At 71.2% G+C, this 15,460-nt stretch carries 15 protein-coding genes; 14 read left to right on the forward strand and 1 reads right to left on the reverse strand.

Annotated features, from left to right (window positions below):
- Positions 1-106: 106 nt before the first annotated feature.
- On the reverse strand, positions 107-1,234 hold the full coding sequence (locus IE212_RS11260; RefSeq protein WP_190197613.1) for a YihY/virulence factor BrkB family protein: 1,128 nt from the start codon (positions 1,232-1,234) through the stop codon (positions 107-109).
- A 109-nt stretch (positions 1,235-1,343) separates the two neighbouring features.
- Between IE212_RS11260 and IE212_RS11265 the strand changes: the two genes are divergently transcribed.
- The 14 genes from IE212_RS11265 to IE212_RS11330 all read left to right on the forward strand — a co-directional run bounded on the left by IE212_RS11265 (position 1,344) and on the right by IE212_RS11330 (position 15,458).
- Complete coding sequence (locus tag IE212_RS11265; RefSeq protein ID WP_190197614.1) at positions 1,344-2,978, forward strand: acyl-CoA dehydrogenase family protein; 1,635 nt, start codon at positions 1,344-1,346, stop codon at positions 2,976-2,978.
- 262 nt (positions 2,979-3,240) lie between these two features.
- Positions 3,241-4,518, forward strand: a complete 1,278-nt coding sequence (locus IE212_RS11270) for a GAF domain-containing protein (protein ID WP_190197615.1) — start codon at positions 3,241-3,243, stop codon at positions 4,516-4,518.
- A 176-nt stretch (positions 4,519-4,694) separates the two neighbouring features.
- Entirely contained in the window at positions 4,695-6,008 is a 1,314-nt protein-coding gene (locus IE212_RS11275; RefSeq protein ID WP_190197616.1) for a hypothetical protein, read from the forward strand.
- A gap of 58 nt (positions 6,009-6,066) precedes the next feature.
- Positions 6,067-6,639 carry a GNAT family N-acetyltransferase gene (locus tag IE212_RS11280; RefSeq protein ID WP_190197617.1) on the forward strand — a complete coding sequence of 191 codons (573 nt, stop codon included), beginning with the start codon at positions 6,067-6,069 and terminating at the stop codon, positions 6,637-6,639.
- A gap of 126 nt (positions 6,640-6,765) precedes the next feature.
- The gene (locus IE212_RS35605; protein WP_311241247.1) at positions 6,766-6,849 is read left to right on the forward strand and encodes a putative leader peptide; all 84 of its coding nucleotides are present in this window, start codon (positions 6,766-6,768) and stop codon (positions 6,847-6,849) included.
- Between the two features lie 136 nt (positions 6,850-6,985).
- The gene (locus IE212_RS11285) at positions 6,986-8,683 is read left to right on the forward strand and encodes a nitrite/sulfite reductase (protein WP_190197618.1); all 1,698 of its coding nucleotides are present in this window, start codon (positions 6,986-6,988) and stop codon (positions 8,681-8,683) included.
- Positions 8,680-8,859, forward strand: a complete 180-nt coding sequence (locus tag IE212_RS11290) for a hypothetical protein (RefSeq protein ID WP_190197619.1) — start codon at positions 8,680-8,682, stop codon at positions 8,857-8,859. The genes IE212_RS11285 and IE212_RS11290 overlap by 4 nt, the downstream gene beginning before the upstream one ends.
- Positions 8,856-9,566 (forward strand): phosphoadenylyl-sulfate reductase, encoded by a 711-nt coding sequence (locus IE212_RS11295; protein ID WP_190197620.1) that lies wholly within the window; start codon positions 8,856-8,858, stop codon positions 9,564-9,566. The genes IE212_RS11290 and IE212_RS11295 overlap by 4 nt, the downstream gene beginning before the upstream one ends.
- Positions 9,567-9,598: 32 nt before the next feature.
- A complete protein-coding gene (gene cysC / locus IE212_RS11300; protein ID WP_229864225.1) occupies positions 9,599-10,135 on the forward strand; it encodes an adenylyl-sulfate kinase in 537 nt (178 codons plus the stop codon).
- On the forward strand, positions 10,132-11,070 hold the full coding sequence (gene cysD, locus IE212_RS11305) for a sulfate adenylyltransferase subunit CysD (RefSeq protein ID WP_190197622.1): 939 nt from the start codon (positions 10,132-10,134) through the stop codon (positions 11,068-11,070). The genes cysC and cysD overlap by 4 nt, the downstream gene beginning before the upstream one ends.
- 2 nt (positions 11,071-11,072) lie before the next feature.
- Complete coding sequence (locus tag IE212_RS11310) at positions 11,073-12,407, forward strand: sulfate adenylyltransferase subunit 1 (protein WP_190197623.1); 1,335 nt, start codon at positions 11,073-11,075, stop codon at positions 12,405-12,407.
- Positions 12,408-12,630: 223 nt separating this feature from the next.
- Complete coding sequence (locus IE212_RS11320) at positions 12,631-13,734, forward strand: aliphatic sulfonate ABC transporter substrate-binding protein (RefSeq protein WP_190197625.1); 1,104 nt, start codon at positions 12,631-12,633, stop codon at positions 13,732-13,734.
- 49 nt (positions 13,735-13,783) lie between these two features.
- Positions 13,784-14,572 carry an ABC transporter ATP-binding protein gene (locus tag IE212_RS11325; RefSeq protein WP_190197626.1) on the forward strand — a complete coding sequence of 263 codons (789 nt, stop codon included), beginning with the start codon at positions 13,784-13,786 and terminating at the stop codon, positions 14,570-14,572.
- Entirely contained in the window at positions 14,559-15,458 is a 900-nt protein-coding gene (locus IE212_RS11330) for an ABC transporter permease (RefSeq protein WP_190197627.1), read from the forward strand. The genes IE212_RS11325 and IE212_RS11330 overlap by 14 nt, the downstream gene beginning before the upstream one ends.
- The last annotated feature ends 2 nt before the right edge of the window (positions 15,459-15,460 follow it).

Consider the following 15,460-nt stretch of genomic DNA (forward strand, 5'->3'; position numbering starts at 1 on the left):
CCCTCCCCTCGGGGACGCGCTCATCATGGCAACCGAATGATCCTCACGGAACGCGCGATTCGGTCCGGAGTTCGATTACTTTCGGCCATGTCCGGCCCTCGCGAGGCTAGGAATCCTCCGGCTTGTGCGGCGGGTGGGTGCTCCTCGCATGCGTGCGCAGGCGCGACGTGACGTCCTCCGGGGGCAGGAAGCGTGACCAGCGTTCCGGGAACTCGGAGGGCATGTCGGGATCGGCCTCGCCCTGGGCGGCGGCGCGGGCCACGTACTCGGCGACCTGCGCCTGCCGGAGCCGCTCGTTGGCCTCGCGGGCCGCGGCCGTCGCGGCGGCCGGCCAGACCCGGTCGATGGCGGCGTTCACCGCGGCCCCCACGAGCACGGCGAACGCGGACACACCGATCCACAGCAGCACGGCGACGGGCGCGGCCAGCGAGCCGTAGATCGTCGGGCCCTCGACGGTGCTGGTCAGGTAGATCCGCAGCAGGAAACTGCCGAGGACCCACATGCCGAGGGCGACGAGCGCGCCGGGCACGTCCTCGATCCACGGGGAGCGGACCGGGACGGACACGTGGTAGAGGGTGGTCAGGAAGGCGATCGACAGGAGTATGACGACCGGCCAGTAGAGAACCTGCACGACCGTCGTCGACCACGGCACGATCCTTACCACCGCGTCCGGCCCGGCCACCATCAGCGGCAGCGCGACGGAGCCGATCAGCAGGGCCACGATGAACAGGGCGAAGGCGAGCAGGCGGGTCTTGACGATGCCCCGGACGCCGTCGAGGCCGTACATCACGGTGATGGTGTCGATGAAGACGTTCACCGCGCGGGAGCCGGACCACAGGGCGAACAGGAAGCCGATGGAGATGACGTCGGGCCGGCCGCCCTTCATCACGTCGTGCAGGATCGGCTCCGCGATCTCCCGGACGCCCTGGTCGGAGAGAACCGTGCGGGAGGCCTCCAGGATGTTGGCCTGCAGGCTCTCGATGGTGTCCGCGCCGGTCCAGGCGTCGACGTAACCGAGCAGTCCGATCATGCTCAGCAGCAGCGGCGGCACCGACAGCAGCGTGAAGAACGCCGCCTCGGCCGCCAGTCCCAGGATGCGGTACTCGATGCAGGAGTTGACGGTGTCCTTGAGCAACAGCCAGGCGGTCCTGCGTTTGGAGACGTTCCGGTAGAGAGCCCGCGCCCGGTGAAGGCGGCCGGTGGGCGTGGCGGGGGGTTCACTTGCTGGCTGCACCCCCTAACGGTATCCGTCGTGCCTGGTCCCACTCACCCACAGGTTGCTCTTGTGCGTCCGGGCCCCGTTCGCTGGTGACCAAGGGGGTGCCGCGGGGTACTTTCGCACCATGACTGGCAGCACTCACACCGTGAGCAACCAGGTCCCGCCGCTGGTCGGCTACGACGTCTTCGCGGCCGACCGGGCCCTCACGGCGGCGGTGGAACGGCACCTGGACCCGGATCTGCTCGACGAGGCGCTCAGCGAGCTGTCGGGGCTCGGGCGGACCTCCGGCTCGGCCCAGGTGCAGGAGTGGGGGGCGCAGGCCAACGAGAACCCGCCGCGGCTGCGCACGCACGACCGGTACGGCAACCGGATCGACGAGGTCGAGTTCCATCCGTCCTGGCACCGGCTGCTCGGCAAGGGTGTCTCGGCCGGTCTGACGGCGGCCTGGACCCGGCCGGGCGGGCACGTCCGGCGGGCCGCCGCCTTCCTGGTGTGGACGCAGGTCGAGGCCGGCAACGGCTGCCCGCTGTCGATGACGCACGCGGCGGTGCCGGTCCTGCGCACCGACCCGGAGCTGGCCGCCGAGTGGGAGCCACAGCTGACCTCCCAGGTCTACGACCGTGACCTGCGGCCCGCGCACCTGAAGGCCGGGGCGCTGTTCGGGATGGGCATGACGGAGAAGCAGGGTGGCAGCGACGTCCGGGCGAACACCACGTCCGCGCGACCGCTCGCCGAGGACGGGACGTACGAGCTGACCGGGCACAAGTGGTTCTGCTCGGCGCCGATGTCCGACGGCTTCCTGGTGCTGGCGCAGGCTCCCGGCGGGCTGACCTGCTTCCTGGTGCCGCGGGTGCTCGAGGACGGCACCCGCAACGTGTTCCTCGTCCAGCGGCTCAAGGACAAGCTGGGCAACCGGTCGAACGCCTCCGCCGAGGTCGAGTTCGACGGGACGTGGGCCCGCCGGGTCGGCGAGGAGGGGCGCGGGGTGCCCACCATCATCGAGATGGTGGCGGCGACCCGGCTCGACTGCGTGCTGGGCTCGGCGGGCCTGATGCGGCAGGCCGTCGCGCAGGCCGTGCACCACTGCGCCCACCGTGCGGCGTTCGGCGGGAAGCTCGTCGACAAGCCGCTGATGCGCAACGTCCTGGCCGACCTCGCGATCGAGTCGGAGGCGGCGACCACCCTGGCGCTGCGGCTCGCGGCGGCGTACGACGACGGTGGCGAGCAGGAGCGGGCGCTGCTGCGGATCGCGGTGCCGACGGCCAAGTACTGGGTGACCAAGCGCTGCCCGGCGGTGGCGGTCGAGGCGGCGGAGTGCCTGGGCGGCAACGGGTACGTCGAGGAGTCCGGACTGCCCCGGCTGGTGCGGGAGTCGCCGCTCAACTCGATCTGGGAGGGCGCGGGCAACGTCCAGGCGCTGGACATGCTGCGGGCGTTGCGGCGGGAGCCGGGGGTGCTCGACGCGTATCTGCGGGAGGTCGGGCAGGCGCGCGGCGCCGACCACCGGCTCGACGGGGCCATCAAGAACCTGCTGACCGAACTCGCCGACCTGGAAGGCGTGGAGGGGCGGGCGCGGCGGCTGGCGGAGCGGCTGGCGCTGGTGCTCCAGGGGTCGCTGCTCGTGCGGTTCGCGCCGCCGGAGGTCGCCGACGCGTTCTGTGCGGCACGGCTGGGCGGTGACGGGGGCGCGGTGTTCGGGACGCTGCCGCACACGCTCGACCTGGCGTCGGTGGTGGAGCGGGCCCGGCCGGTGTCCTGAACCGCGGTCGCGTCTTCGCGTACGCGGGAAAGCGGGGGTGGTGCTGCGCCGACACGGCACCACCCCCGCGGCACCGGCCCGTTCGAGCCATCGAACGCCGCTCGGGACGTCGCTGCTCAAGTTTCGGCCACGGCCGGGCTGTCCACCAGGGTTGCAGGGGGTTGCAAGTTGCTGCTGACTGTGCGCGGAGTGTGCCCGTCCGCCCGGGGGCGGACGGCACTATGAGACGGACAGTCGGACCGGGCCCGGGGGGCGCACGCCTATGGACGTCACGCAGCTCGCCGCCGTGGACAGCGCGCGTGCGGCTCGGGTGCTCAGCGAGGTCCGCTCGGCCCGGCTGTCCGGGCGGCCCGCTCCGGTGGCACCGCGCCGGGTGATCGAGCAGTCCTGGGAGCGCATGCTGCGCAACGGGGTCGACCCGGACCACGACGTCCGGGCGGATCCGCTGTCCCGCGAGGAGGTGCGGCGGCGGCGCGAGGCGTCGGCTTTGCGCCATGTGCTGCCGGTGCTGCGGGAGGGGCTGCTGGCGGTCGCGGACGTCGCCCACCACATCATGGTGGTCGCCGACGAGGAGGGCCGGGTGCTGTGGCGCGAGGGGAGCGCGCCGGTGCTGCGCAAGGCCGACGGGCTCGGCTTGGAACTCGGCGCGGACTGGCGTGAGGACGTCGTGGGCACGAACGGTGTGGGCACACCGGTGGTGGTGCGCCGGCCCGTGCAGGTCTTCGCCTCCGAGCACTTCGTACGGTCCCAGGCCGGCTGGACCTGCGCCGGCGCCCCGCTGACGGATCCCCGGAACGGCCGGCTGATCGGTGTGGTGGACGTCAGCGGGCCGCTGGAGACGATGCACCCGGCCACGCTCGCCTGGGTCCATTCGGTGGCCAGGCTCGCCGAGGCCCGGCTGCGGGAGATGCACCTGGAGTCGCTGGAGCGGCTGCGCGCGGTGGCGGCGCCCGTGCTGGCCCGGCTCGGCGGGCGCGCCCTGGTGGTCGACGCAGACGGCTGGACCGCCGCCGTGAGCGGGACGGGGTACCTGCGGCGGGTGACGCCGCCGAAGTCGCCGGCACCGGGCCCGGTATGGGTGCCGGGGCTCGGCCGGTGCGCGGTGGAGCCGCTGGCCGGGGGCTGGCTGCTGCGGGCGGCCGGCGACGAGTCAGCGGCGCGCGGCGCGGCCAGGGTCGTACTGGATCTGAGACAGGCCCGCAGATGGTCGGTGGAGGTCTCCGGCGGCGCGGGCTCCTGGACCCGTGAACTGAGCCCCCGGCATGCCGAGTTGCTCTACCTCCTCACCGTCCACCGCACCGGCCGCACCGCGTCCGCCCTGGCCGGGGACCTGTTCGGCGACCCGGCGCGGACGGTGACGGTGCGCGCCGAGATGTCCCGGGTGCGGCGCTATCTCGGCGCGTTCCTGGAGCACCGGCCCTACCGCTTCGCCGACGACACCGAGGTCGAGGTTCTGCTCCCGGACGACCCGCGCGGTGTGCTGCCGCACTCGACGGCACCGGCGGTGCGCGGCCTGCGCACGTCCCCGGCCCTGCCCTGAATTTCACGCGGAGGTGCCGTCCGGCGGCTCCGAAGGGTGCGTCTTTCGCATATTTGCGAAGTCTTCGTCCGCTGCCCCGCCCACCTGCCGTAGCATCCCCTACGGGCCAACCCCACCTGCTCCTCCGTCAACGTACGGTTCAGGAGGCGCAGTTGGTCCGCCTCGGGAGGACGGGTATGAAGCATCGCGGCAGACACCGGCGGCGCAGACGGGGCAGGGCGCTGCGTGCGACCCTGGCCGGTACGGCACTCGCGCTCACCGCCGCAGCCACCATGATCAGCGCCTCTCAGGCCACGGTCGCGGACGCCCCGGGGGCCCTGAAGCCGATCGCCGCATCCGGAGAGGACGGGCGACTGTCCCTGACCGAGCGGCGGGTCCCCAAGCGGTGGCTCGACCGGCTCGCCTCCGCAATGGGCCGGCCCGTCGGTGTCGGCACGGTGCTGAGCGACGCCGACCACGCCCTGCGGACGGCGGCCGACTGCTCGACCGCCGAGAAGCACACCCTGCCGATCGAACCGGCGGCCACCCGCGCGTACTGCTTCGGCGGCGCGGACACCCGCGGCTGGCGGCCCGGGGCGGTCACCACCTCGGGTGACGCGGACGACGACGGCCGCTGGGGCGCCGACCGCGTGGTCCTCTCCGGCTGGACGCGCGGCGGCGGCGAGGGCGGCTCCATGGACGGTCCGGCACCGGAGCGGGGCCTGGCCAAGATCGCCCTCGTGGACGCGAACGATCTCGGCCGGCTCCGGTACACCTGGGCACTGCTGGCCGTCCCGGTGGACGGCGGGCGGGACTACCGGGGACTGGTCTCCCCGCTGTCCGGCATGGTCTGGTACCAGGACAAGCTGCTGGTGACGACCCGCGAGGGCGACCGGAGCGCGCTGTACGTGTACGACATGGACCGCATCCAGCGCGCCACCGTCGACTCCGACGCGGTCGGCCGGGTACGGGGCGGCTGGGCGGCGCACGGGTCCCGGTACGTGCTGCCCGCCGTCGCCTCGTACGCCCTGCCGGGCGGTGCCGACGCGCCGCGCCCGGCCTCCGTCTCCCTCGACCGCAGTACCGCCCCCGACAGTCTGGTCGCGAACGAGTGGGTGCCGGCGGACGGTGACCGGCACACCCGGCTGTGGCGCTACGCCCTGAGCCGGGACCCGGCCCGGTCCGGCCTGCTCGCCACCGGCCCCTCCGGGCGGGCGGATCCGGTGGACGCGTACGAGACGAAGACGACCGATGTGCGCGGTGTGCTGTCGTACCGCTCGGGCTGGTACCTGAACCGCGCCGCAGGCACCCCTCAGGGGCACGGAACGCTGTGGCGCCAGGACCTCGACGGCGCGCGGGCGACGGAATGCGCGACCGACGAGTCCCGCCACTGCTGGAGCGGCCGGTCGGGCTCCCTCTCCTACTGGGAGGAGACCGGCGAGGTCTGGTCCCAGTCGGGGCGCGTGCTGTTCGCGCTGCCGCTGACGTCGGTGGACAGGGCGCTGGGCTGAAGGGCGGAACCCCGGCGTCCATCGACATGGCACCCGGGCGGATGATTTCCTGAGCTCCATGCCCACCATCGCCGTGACCACCTGGTCCCTGGAGCAGACCGCGCCGACCGACCTGCTGCCGGCCGCCGCGCCGGAGGGGGACGTCCGGATCGTCCGCTCCGAGGTGCCCTCGCCCGAGTTCAGCCGGTTCCTGTACGCCTCGGTCGGGGGCGACATCCTCTGGACGGACCGGCTCGGCTGGTCGTACGCGCGGTGGCTGGAGCACCTGGAGCGCCCGGGTGTCGAGACCTGGGTGGCGTACGACCGGGGCACTCCCGCGGGATACGTGGAGCTGGAGGCCCAGGACGACGCGGTCGTGGAGATCGTGTACTTCGGGCTGCTCCCCGCCTTCCGGGGACGGCGCATCGGCGGGCACCTGCTGTCGTACGGCACGGCCCGCGCCTGGGACCTCGCGGACCGCTGGGCGGGACTGACCCCGACCAAGCGGGTCTGGCTGCACACCTGCAGCAAGGACGGCGAGCACGCGATGGACAACTACCGGCGGCGGGGCTTCAAGCTGTTCGACACCAAGGTCGAGGAGGAGGCGGAGGCCGCCGCTCCGGGACCGTGGCCTGGGGCGTTCCCCGCCTGACCTGGACGGACACCCCTGGGTGCCCGAATGTGACCAAGGACACCCGCGTCTCGGATTCCGGGACGTGAGTGTCCGCATCATGGACGAAGCTGGACTGTGTCCAGATCGCCATGCCACGCTTCCGTCATGTCTGGAACTGGAATCGCCTTGGTGAGTCGACGGCACGTCGACCTCGGCCGCATGTCCAGCGCCATCTGTCCGGCGCACTGAGAGCACTCAGCACGCGCCCGACATCCCCCCTCCTCGCCTCACCTCCCGCGCAATGACGCGCACGTATGCCCGTGCGCGCACGCGCAGGTCAGAGCCGCAGAGCCGCATTCCCGCCTGTCCGAAGGACGTATCAACCATGGCCGCCACCCCGCAGAACCCTGCCGCCGCGACTCCCCGCCGCAAGGTGAGCCGTCACCGCGGCGAGGGTCAGTGGGCCGCGGGGCACTTCACCCCGCTCAACGGCAACGAGCAGTTCAAGAAGGACGACGACGGTCTCAATGTGCGGACACGCATTGAGACGATCTACTCCAAGCGCGGCTTCGACTCGATCGACCCGAACGACCTGCGCGGCCGGATGCGCTGGTGGGGCCTGTACACCCAGCGCCGCCCCGGGATCGACGGCGGCAAGACGGCGATCCTGGAGCCGGAGGAGCTGGACGACGAGTACTTCATGCTCCGTGTCCGCATCGACGGCGGCGCGCTGACCACCCGGCAGCTCCGGGTCATCGGTGAGGTCTCCCAGGAGTTCGCGCGCGGCACCGCCGACATCACCGACCGGCAGAACGTCCAGTACCACTGGATCCGGATCGAGGACGTACCCGAGATCTGGAACCGGCTAGAGGGCGTGGGCCTGTCGACGGTCACCGCCTGTGGCGACACCCCGCGCGTGATGATCGGCTCCCCGGTGGCGGGCATCGCCGAGGACGAGATCATCGACGCCACGCCGGCGCTGGAGGAGATGAAGCGCCGCGTTCTGAACAACCCGGCGTACTCGAACCTCCCCCGGAAGTTCAAGACGGCCATCTCGGGCTCGCCCCTGCTGGACGTGGTGCACGAGATCAACGACGTCGCGTTCGTCGGCGTCGAGCACCCCGAGCACGGCCCCGGCTTCGACGTGTGGGTCGGCGGCGGCCTGTCCACCAACCCCAAGCTGGGCGTGCGCCTCGGCGCCTGGGTGCCGATCGACGACGTCCCGGACGTCTACGAGGGCGTCATCTCGATCTTCCGCGACTACGGCTACCGCCGGCTGCGCAACCGCGCCCGCCTGAAGTTCCTCGTCGCCGACTGGGGCGCGGAGAAGTTCCGCCAGGTGCTGGAGGACGAGTACCTGAAGCGCAAGCTGACCGACGGTCCGGCACCCGAGCAGCCGACCCAGCAGTGGCGCGACCACATCGGTGTGCACCGCCAGAAGGACGGCCGCTTCTACGTCGGCTTCGCCCCGCGCGTGGGACGTGTCGACGGCGCCACGCTCACGAAGATCGCCGACCTCGCCGAGGCTCACGGCTCGGGCCGGGTGCGCACCACCGTCGAGCAGAAGATGATCGTCCTCGATGTCGAGGAGGACAAGGTCGAGTCGCTGGTCGAGGGCCTTCAGGCGCTGGACCTGACCGCCCGGCCGTCCTCGTTCCGGCGCGGCACCATGGCCTGCACCGGCATCGAGTTCTGCAAGCTCGCCATCGTCGAGACCAAGCAGCGCGGCGCGCAGCTCATCGACGAACTGGAGCGGCGCCTGCCGGACTTCGACGAGCCGCTCACCATCAACCTCAACGGCTGCCCGAACGCCTGCGCCCGCATCCAGGTCGCGGACATCGGCCTCAAGGGCCAGCTCGTCGTCAACAGCGAGGGCGAGCAGGTCGAGGGCTACCAGGTGCACCTGGGCGGCGCGCTCGGCCTGGAGGCGGGTTTCGGCCGCAAGGTGCGCGGCCTGAAGGTCACCTCCGACGAGCTGCCCGACTACATCGAGCGGGTCCTGAAGCGGTTCCAGGCCGAGCGCGAGGACGGCGAGCGGTTCGCCAGCTGGGCGGCACGGGCCGGCGAGGAGGCGCTGTCGTGAGCGAGCGCGCCGCCCCCTTCTACTGCCCGTACTGCGGTGACGAGGACCTGCGTCCGAGCGCCGAGGCTCACGGCGCGTGGGAATGCGCGGCGTGCAGCCGGGCCTTCTCTCTGAAGTTCCTCGGGCTGCTGACCCAGGGACTGAAGCGATCCGACTCCTCAGGGGCACAGATATGACGACCACTCAGGACGAGCGCGCCACCGAGGACCTGAAGGCGCTCGCCGAGCAGGCGGGCCGCGACCTGGAGGACGCCTCCGCGCTGGAGATTCTCCAGTGGGCCGCAGAGACGTTCGGCAAGCGCTTCTGCGTGACCTCCTCCATGGAGGACGCGGTCGTCGCCCACCTCGCCTCCCGCGCGATGCCCGGCGTCGACGTCGTCTTCCTGGACACCGGCTACCACTTCGAGGAGACCATCGGCACCCGCGACGCGGTCGACGCCGTGATGGACGTCAACGTCATCACGCTCACCCCGCGCCAGACGGTCGCCGAGCAGGACGCCGAGTACGGCCCGAGGCTGCACGACCGCAACCCCGACCTGTGCTGCAAGCTGCGCAAGGTCCGGCCGCTGGAAGAGGGCCTGAAGGCCTACCAGGCCTGGGCGACCGGACTGCGCCGCGACGAGTCCCCGACCCGGGCGGACACCCCGGTGGTCGGCTGGGACGAGAAGCGGCAGAAGGTGAAGATCTCCCCCATCGCCCGCTGGACGCAGGACGACGTGGACGCCTACGTCGCCGAACACGGCGTGCTGACGAACCCGCTGCTGATGGACGGCTACGCCTCCGTCGGCTGCGCGCCCTGCACCCGCCGGGTCCTCCAGGGTGAGGACGCGCGCGCCGGCCGCTGGGCGGGCCGCAGCAAGACCGAGTGCGGGCTGCACGGATGACGACGACGACTCAGACACTTCAGGAGACCGACGTGACGACCGGAGCCACCGTCTGGCTCACGGGTCTGCCGAGTGCCGGCAAGACCACCATCGCCCACGAGCTGGCCGGGCGGCTGCGCGCCGAGGGCCACCGCGTCGAGGTGCTCGACGGCGACGAGATCCGCGAGTTCATCTCGGCGGGCCTCGGCTTCAGCCGCGAGGACCGGCACACCAACGTGCAGCGCATCGGCTTCGTCGCCGAACTGCTCGCCCGCAACGGCGTGCTCGCCCTCGTCCCGGTCATCGCGCCCTACCAGGACAGCCGTGAGGCGGTGCGCAAGCGGCACCAGGCGAACGGCACCGCGTACCTGGAGATCCACGTGGCGACCCCGGTCGAGGTGTGCAGCGAGCGGGACGTGAAGGGCCTGTACGCCAAGCAGGCCGCGGGCGAGCTCACCGGGCTCACCGGCGTCGACGACCCGTACGAGGCGCCCGAGTCGCCCGACCTGCGCATCGAGTCGCAGAACCAGACCGTGCAGGAGTCCGCGGCGTCGGTGTACGCCCTGCTCAGCGAAAGGGGACTGGCATGACGACGACCGTCGCCAATGTTGCCGGGGAGACCGGCAGCCCGTACGCGCTCTCCCACCTCGACGCCCTCGAGTCCGAGGCGGTCCACATCTTCCGCGAGGTGGCGGGCGAGTTCGAGCGGCCGGTGATCCTCTTCTCCGGCGGCAAGGACTCCATCGTCATGCTGCACCTGGCGCTGAAGGCCTTCCGGCCGGCGGCGGTTCCGTTCTCGCTGCTGCACGTGGACACCGGGCACAACTTCCCCGAGGTCCTCGACTACCGGGACCGCACGGTCGCCAGGCACGGGCTGCGGCTGCACGTCGCCTCCGTGCAGGACTACATCGACCGGGGTGTGCTCAAGGAGCGCCCGGACGGCACCCGCAACCCGCTGCAGACGCTGCCGCTGACCGAGAAGATCCAGCAGGAGCGTTTCGACGCCGTGTTCGGCGGCGGGCGCCGCGACGAGGAGAAGGCCCGGGCGAAGGAGCGGGTGTTCTCCCTGCGGGACGAGTTCTCCCAGTGGGACCCGCGCCGCCAGCGCCCGGAGCTGTGGAACCTCTACAACGGCCGGCACGCCCCCGGCGAGCACGTCCGGGTGTTCCCGCTGTCCAACTGGACCGAACTGGACGTGTGGCAGTACATCGCCCGCGAGGGCATCGAGCTGCCGGAGATCTACTACGCGCACGAGCGCGAGGTGTTCTCCCGCGGCGGCATGTGGCTGACCGCCGGTGAGTGGGGCGGGCCGAAGGAGGGCGAGACCGTGGAGAAGCGGCTCGTGCGCTACCGGACCGTGGGTGACATGTCCTGCACCGGCGCGGTGGACTCCGACGCCGACACGATCGAGAAGGTGATCGTCGAGATCGCCGCCTCCCGGCTCACCGAGCGCGGCGCCACTCGCGCCGACGACAAGATGTCCGAGGCCGCGATGGAAGACCGCAAGCGCGAGGGGTACTTCTAGAGATGAGCACGACCACGACCGAGGAGCTCTCGGCCACCACCCTGCTGCGGTTCGCCACCGCCGGTTCCGTCGACGACGGCAAGTCCACCCTGGTGGGCCGGCTGCTGCACGACTCCAAGTCGGTCCTGGTGGACCAGCTGGAGGCCGTGGAACGCGCCTCCGCCAGCCGGGGCCAGGAGGTGCCGGACCTCGCACTGCTGACGGACGGCCTGCGGGCCGAGCGGGAGCAGGGCATCACCATCGACGTGGCGTACCGCTACTTCGCCACTCCCCTGCGGCGGTTCATCCTCGCCGACACGCCCGGCCACGTGCAGTACACGCGGAACATGGTCACCGGTGCCTCGACGGCCGAGCTCACGGTCATCCTGGTCGACGCCCGCAACGGCGTCGTCGAGCAGACCCGCCGGCACGCCGCCATCGCCGCCCTGCTGCGCGTCCCGCACGTGGTCCTCGCGGTCAACAAGATGGACCTGGTCGGCTACGAGGAGCAGGTCTTCGCCGCCATCGCCGAGGAGTTCACGGCGTACGCGACCGAGCTGGGCGTCCCCGAGGTCACCGCCATCCCGATCTCGGCGCTCGTCGGCGACAACGTCGTGGAGCCGTCCGCGAACATGGACTGGTACGGCGGCCCGACGGTGCTGGAGCACCTGGAGACCGTGCCGGTCAGTCACGACCTGAGCCACTGCCACGCCCGGCTGCCCGTGCAGTACGTGATCCGCCCGCAGAGCGCGGACCACCCGGACTACCGGGGTTACGCCGGTCAGATCGCCGCCGGTTCGTTCCGCGTCGGCGAGGCCGTCACCGTGCTGCCGTCGGGCCGCACCTCGAGGATCTCCGGCATCGACCTGCTGGGCGAGTCCGTCGACGTCGCCTGGACGACGCAGTCGGTGACCGTCCTGCTGGAGGACGACATCGACATCTCGCGCGGCGACCTGATCGTGCCGAGCAAGGACGCGCCCGCGACCACCCAGGACATCGAGGCGACCGTCTGCCATGTCGCGGACGCGCCGCTGACCGTCAACCACCGGGTGCTGCTCAAGCACGGCACCCGCACGGTCAAGGCGATCGTCAAGGACATCCCGTCCCGGCTCACGCTCGACGACCTGTCCCTGCACCCGCACCCGGGACAGCTCGTCGCCAACGACATCGGCCGGGTGAAGATCCGGACCGCGGAGCCGCTTCCGGTCGACTCCTACTCCGACTCGCGGCGCACCGGCTCGTTCATCCTGATCGACCCGAACGACGGCCAGACCCTCACCGCGGGCATGGTCGGCGAGTCCTTCGCCTCCCCGGAGCCCGTCAAGGACGAGGCCGAGGACGAGGGGTGGGACTTCTGACATGAGCTCCCCCGACTTCTACTCGATGTTCGCGAAGGAGGGCGGCCGCGTCGGCAGCGGTGCTCTCGGCAGCGGGCAGGGCGGAGTGGCCCGATGTGCGCGCTGACGTACGCGCACCGCCTGCGCGCCCTCACCCCCCACCGCCGTAGACGAAAACCTGCCGACCTCCCGGCCACGACCTGAAAGGCCGTGACCGCCGGGCCTGGTGAGAGGACAACCTCCCGTGCCTGCCCCATCCGCTCTTCGCCGCGGTTTCGCGGTCATCGCCGCGCTTCCCCTGCTCACCCTGGCCGCCTGCGGCTACGGCTCCCAGGCCAAGGACGACGGCACCGCCAAGGTCGCCGACGGAGCCAAGAAGATCGACGGCCTCGACACCGTCAAGATCGGCTACTTCGGCAACCTCACCCACGGCACCGCCCTGGTGGGTATGGAGAAGGGCTTCTTCCAGAAGGCCCTGGGCGCCACCAAGGCCGAACCCGCGATCTTCAACGCCGGTCCGTCCGAGATCGAGGCGCTCAACTCCAAGTCCATCGACATCGGCTGGATCGGCCCCTCCCCCGCCATCAACGGCTACACCAAGTCGGCCGGCAAGAACCTGCGCATCATCGGCGGTTCGGCGTCCGGCGGTGTGAAGCTCGTGGTGAACCCTGACAAGATCAAGTCGCTGAAGGACGTCAAGGGCAAGCGGATCGCCACCCCGCAGCTCGGCAACACGCAGGACGTGGCGTTCCTCAACTGGGCGGCCGAGCAGGGCTGGAAGGTCGACCCGCAGAGCGGCAAGGGCGACGTCACGGTCGTCCGCAGCGACAACAAGGTCACCCCGGACGCCTACAAGTCCGGGTCCGTCGACGGCGGCTGGGTGCCGGAGCCGACCGCTTCGAAGCTGGTCGCCGAGGGCGGCAAGGTGCTGCTGGACGAGGCCGATCTGTGGCCGGACAAGAAGTTCGTGATCACGAACATCATCGTGCGCCAGGACTTCCTCGAGGAGCACCCGAAGGTCGTCGAGGCCGTACTGAAGGGCTCGGTCGACACCAACAAGTGGATCAACGCCAACCCGGACGCGGCCAAGGAAGCGGCGAACAAGCAGCTGGAGCGGGAGACCGGCAAGGCGCTGCCCGCCGATGTGCTGGACCCGGCGTGGAAGTCGATCCGGTTCACCGACGACCCGCTGGCCTCCACCCTCAACACCGAGGCCGAGCACGCCGTGAAGGCGGGGCTGCTCGAGAAGCCGGACCTGAAGGGCATCTACGACCTCGCGCCGCTGAACAAGGTCCTCAAGGCCGAGGGTGAGCCCGCGGTCGACGACGCCGGTCTCGGCGCGAAGTAAGCCCGCAACCCGAAGCCGCATTGTGAAGAGTTCCCAGGAGGTGACGACCATGGCCACGACCCTCGCCAGGGCCGCCGACGGCACCGAGACGGCCACGCACGCCGCCCGGATCGAACACGTCTCGAAGTCGTTCCCGGGCCCCGCCGGGCAGCAGCTCGTCCTGGACGACATCACCCTCGATGTCGCGCCCGGCGAGTTCGTCACCCTGCTGGGGGCCTCGGGCTGTGGCAAGTCCACGCTGCTGAACCTGGTGGCGGGCCTCGACCGGCCCTCCGCCGGCGAGATCAGCACGGGCGGCCGTCCGGCGCTGATGTTCCAGGAGCACGCGCTGTTCCCGTGGCTGACCGCGGGCAAGAACATCGAACTCGCCCTGAAACTGCGGGGCGTTCCGAAGCCCGAGCGGCGCGCCAAGACCGAGGAGCTGCTCGAACTGGTGCGTCTGAAGGGCGCGTACGGCAAGCGGGTGCACGAGCTGTCCGGCGGTATGCGGCAGCGTGTCGCGCTCGCCCGGGCGCTCGCCCAGGAGAGCAAGCTGCTGCTGATGGACGAGCCGTTCGCGGCGCTGGACGCCATCACGCGGGACGTGCTGCACGACGAGCTGACCCGCATCTGGCGCGAGACGCAGCTGTCCGTCCTGTTCGTCACGCACAACGTGCGTGAGGCGGTCCGGCTCGCGGAGCGCGTGGTTCTGCTGTCCTCCCGCCCGGGGCGTATCGCGCGCGAGTGGCGGGTGGACATCCCGCAGCCGCGCCGGATCGAGGACACCGCCGTGGCGGAGCTGTCCGTCGAGATCACCGAAGAACTGCGTGGGGAGATCCGCCGTCATGGCCAGCACTGACTCGACGAACACCGTAGACAAGGACGGCAACGATCTCGCCGGTCTTGAGGCGGGCCTCGACGCGCTGGAGACGCGGCAGACGAGCCGCACACCGTTCCGGCAGACCTTCACCCAGAAGATCCTGCCGCCGGTCCTCGCCGTCGCGCTGGTGCTGGCGGTCTGGCAGGCCCTCGTCTCCTTCAAGGTCGTCGACGACCCGACGAAGCTGCCCGCGCCGTCAGCTGTCTGGGACGTCGTGCACACCGCCTGGCTCCAGGGTGAGCTGCTCGGCTACATCTGGACCAGCGTCTCGCGCGGCCTGCTCGGCTTCTGCTTCGCCCTGCTGATCGGCACGCCGCTGGGCCTGCTGGTGGCGCGGGTGAAGTTCGTGCGCGCGGCCATCGGCCCGATCCTCTCCGGCCTGCAGTCCCTGCCCTCGGTCGCCTGGGTCCCGCCGGCGGTGATCTGGCTGGGCCTGAACAACTCGATGATGTACGCGGTGATCCTGCTCGGCGCGGTCCCGTCCATCGCCAACGGCCTGGTGTCCGGCGTCGACCAGGTGCCCCCGCTGTTCCTCCGCGCGGGCCGCACGCTCGGTGCCACGGGGCTGAAGGGCACCTGGCACATCGTCCTGCCCGCCGCCCTGCCCGGCTATGTGGCCGGCCTGAAGCAGGGCTGGGCGTTCTCCTGGCGCTCCCTGATGGCCGCGGAGATCATCGCGTCCTTCCCCGACCTCGGCGTCGGTCTCGGCCAGCTGCTGGAGAACGGCCGCAACGCCAGCGACATGGCCATGGTCTTCGAAGCCATCCTGCTCATCCTGATCGTCGGCATCGCCATCGACCTGCTGATCTTCAGCCCGCTGGAGCGGTGGGTGCTGCGCAACCGCGGACTGCTGGTGAAGAGCTGAGT

Source organism: Streptomyces djakartensis (assembly GCF_014651075.1).
Taxonomy (GTDB): Bacteria; Actinomycetota; Actinomycetes; order Streptomycetales; family Streptomycetaceae; genus Streptomyces; species Streptomyces djakartensis.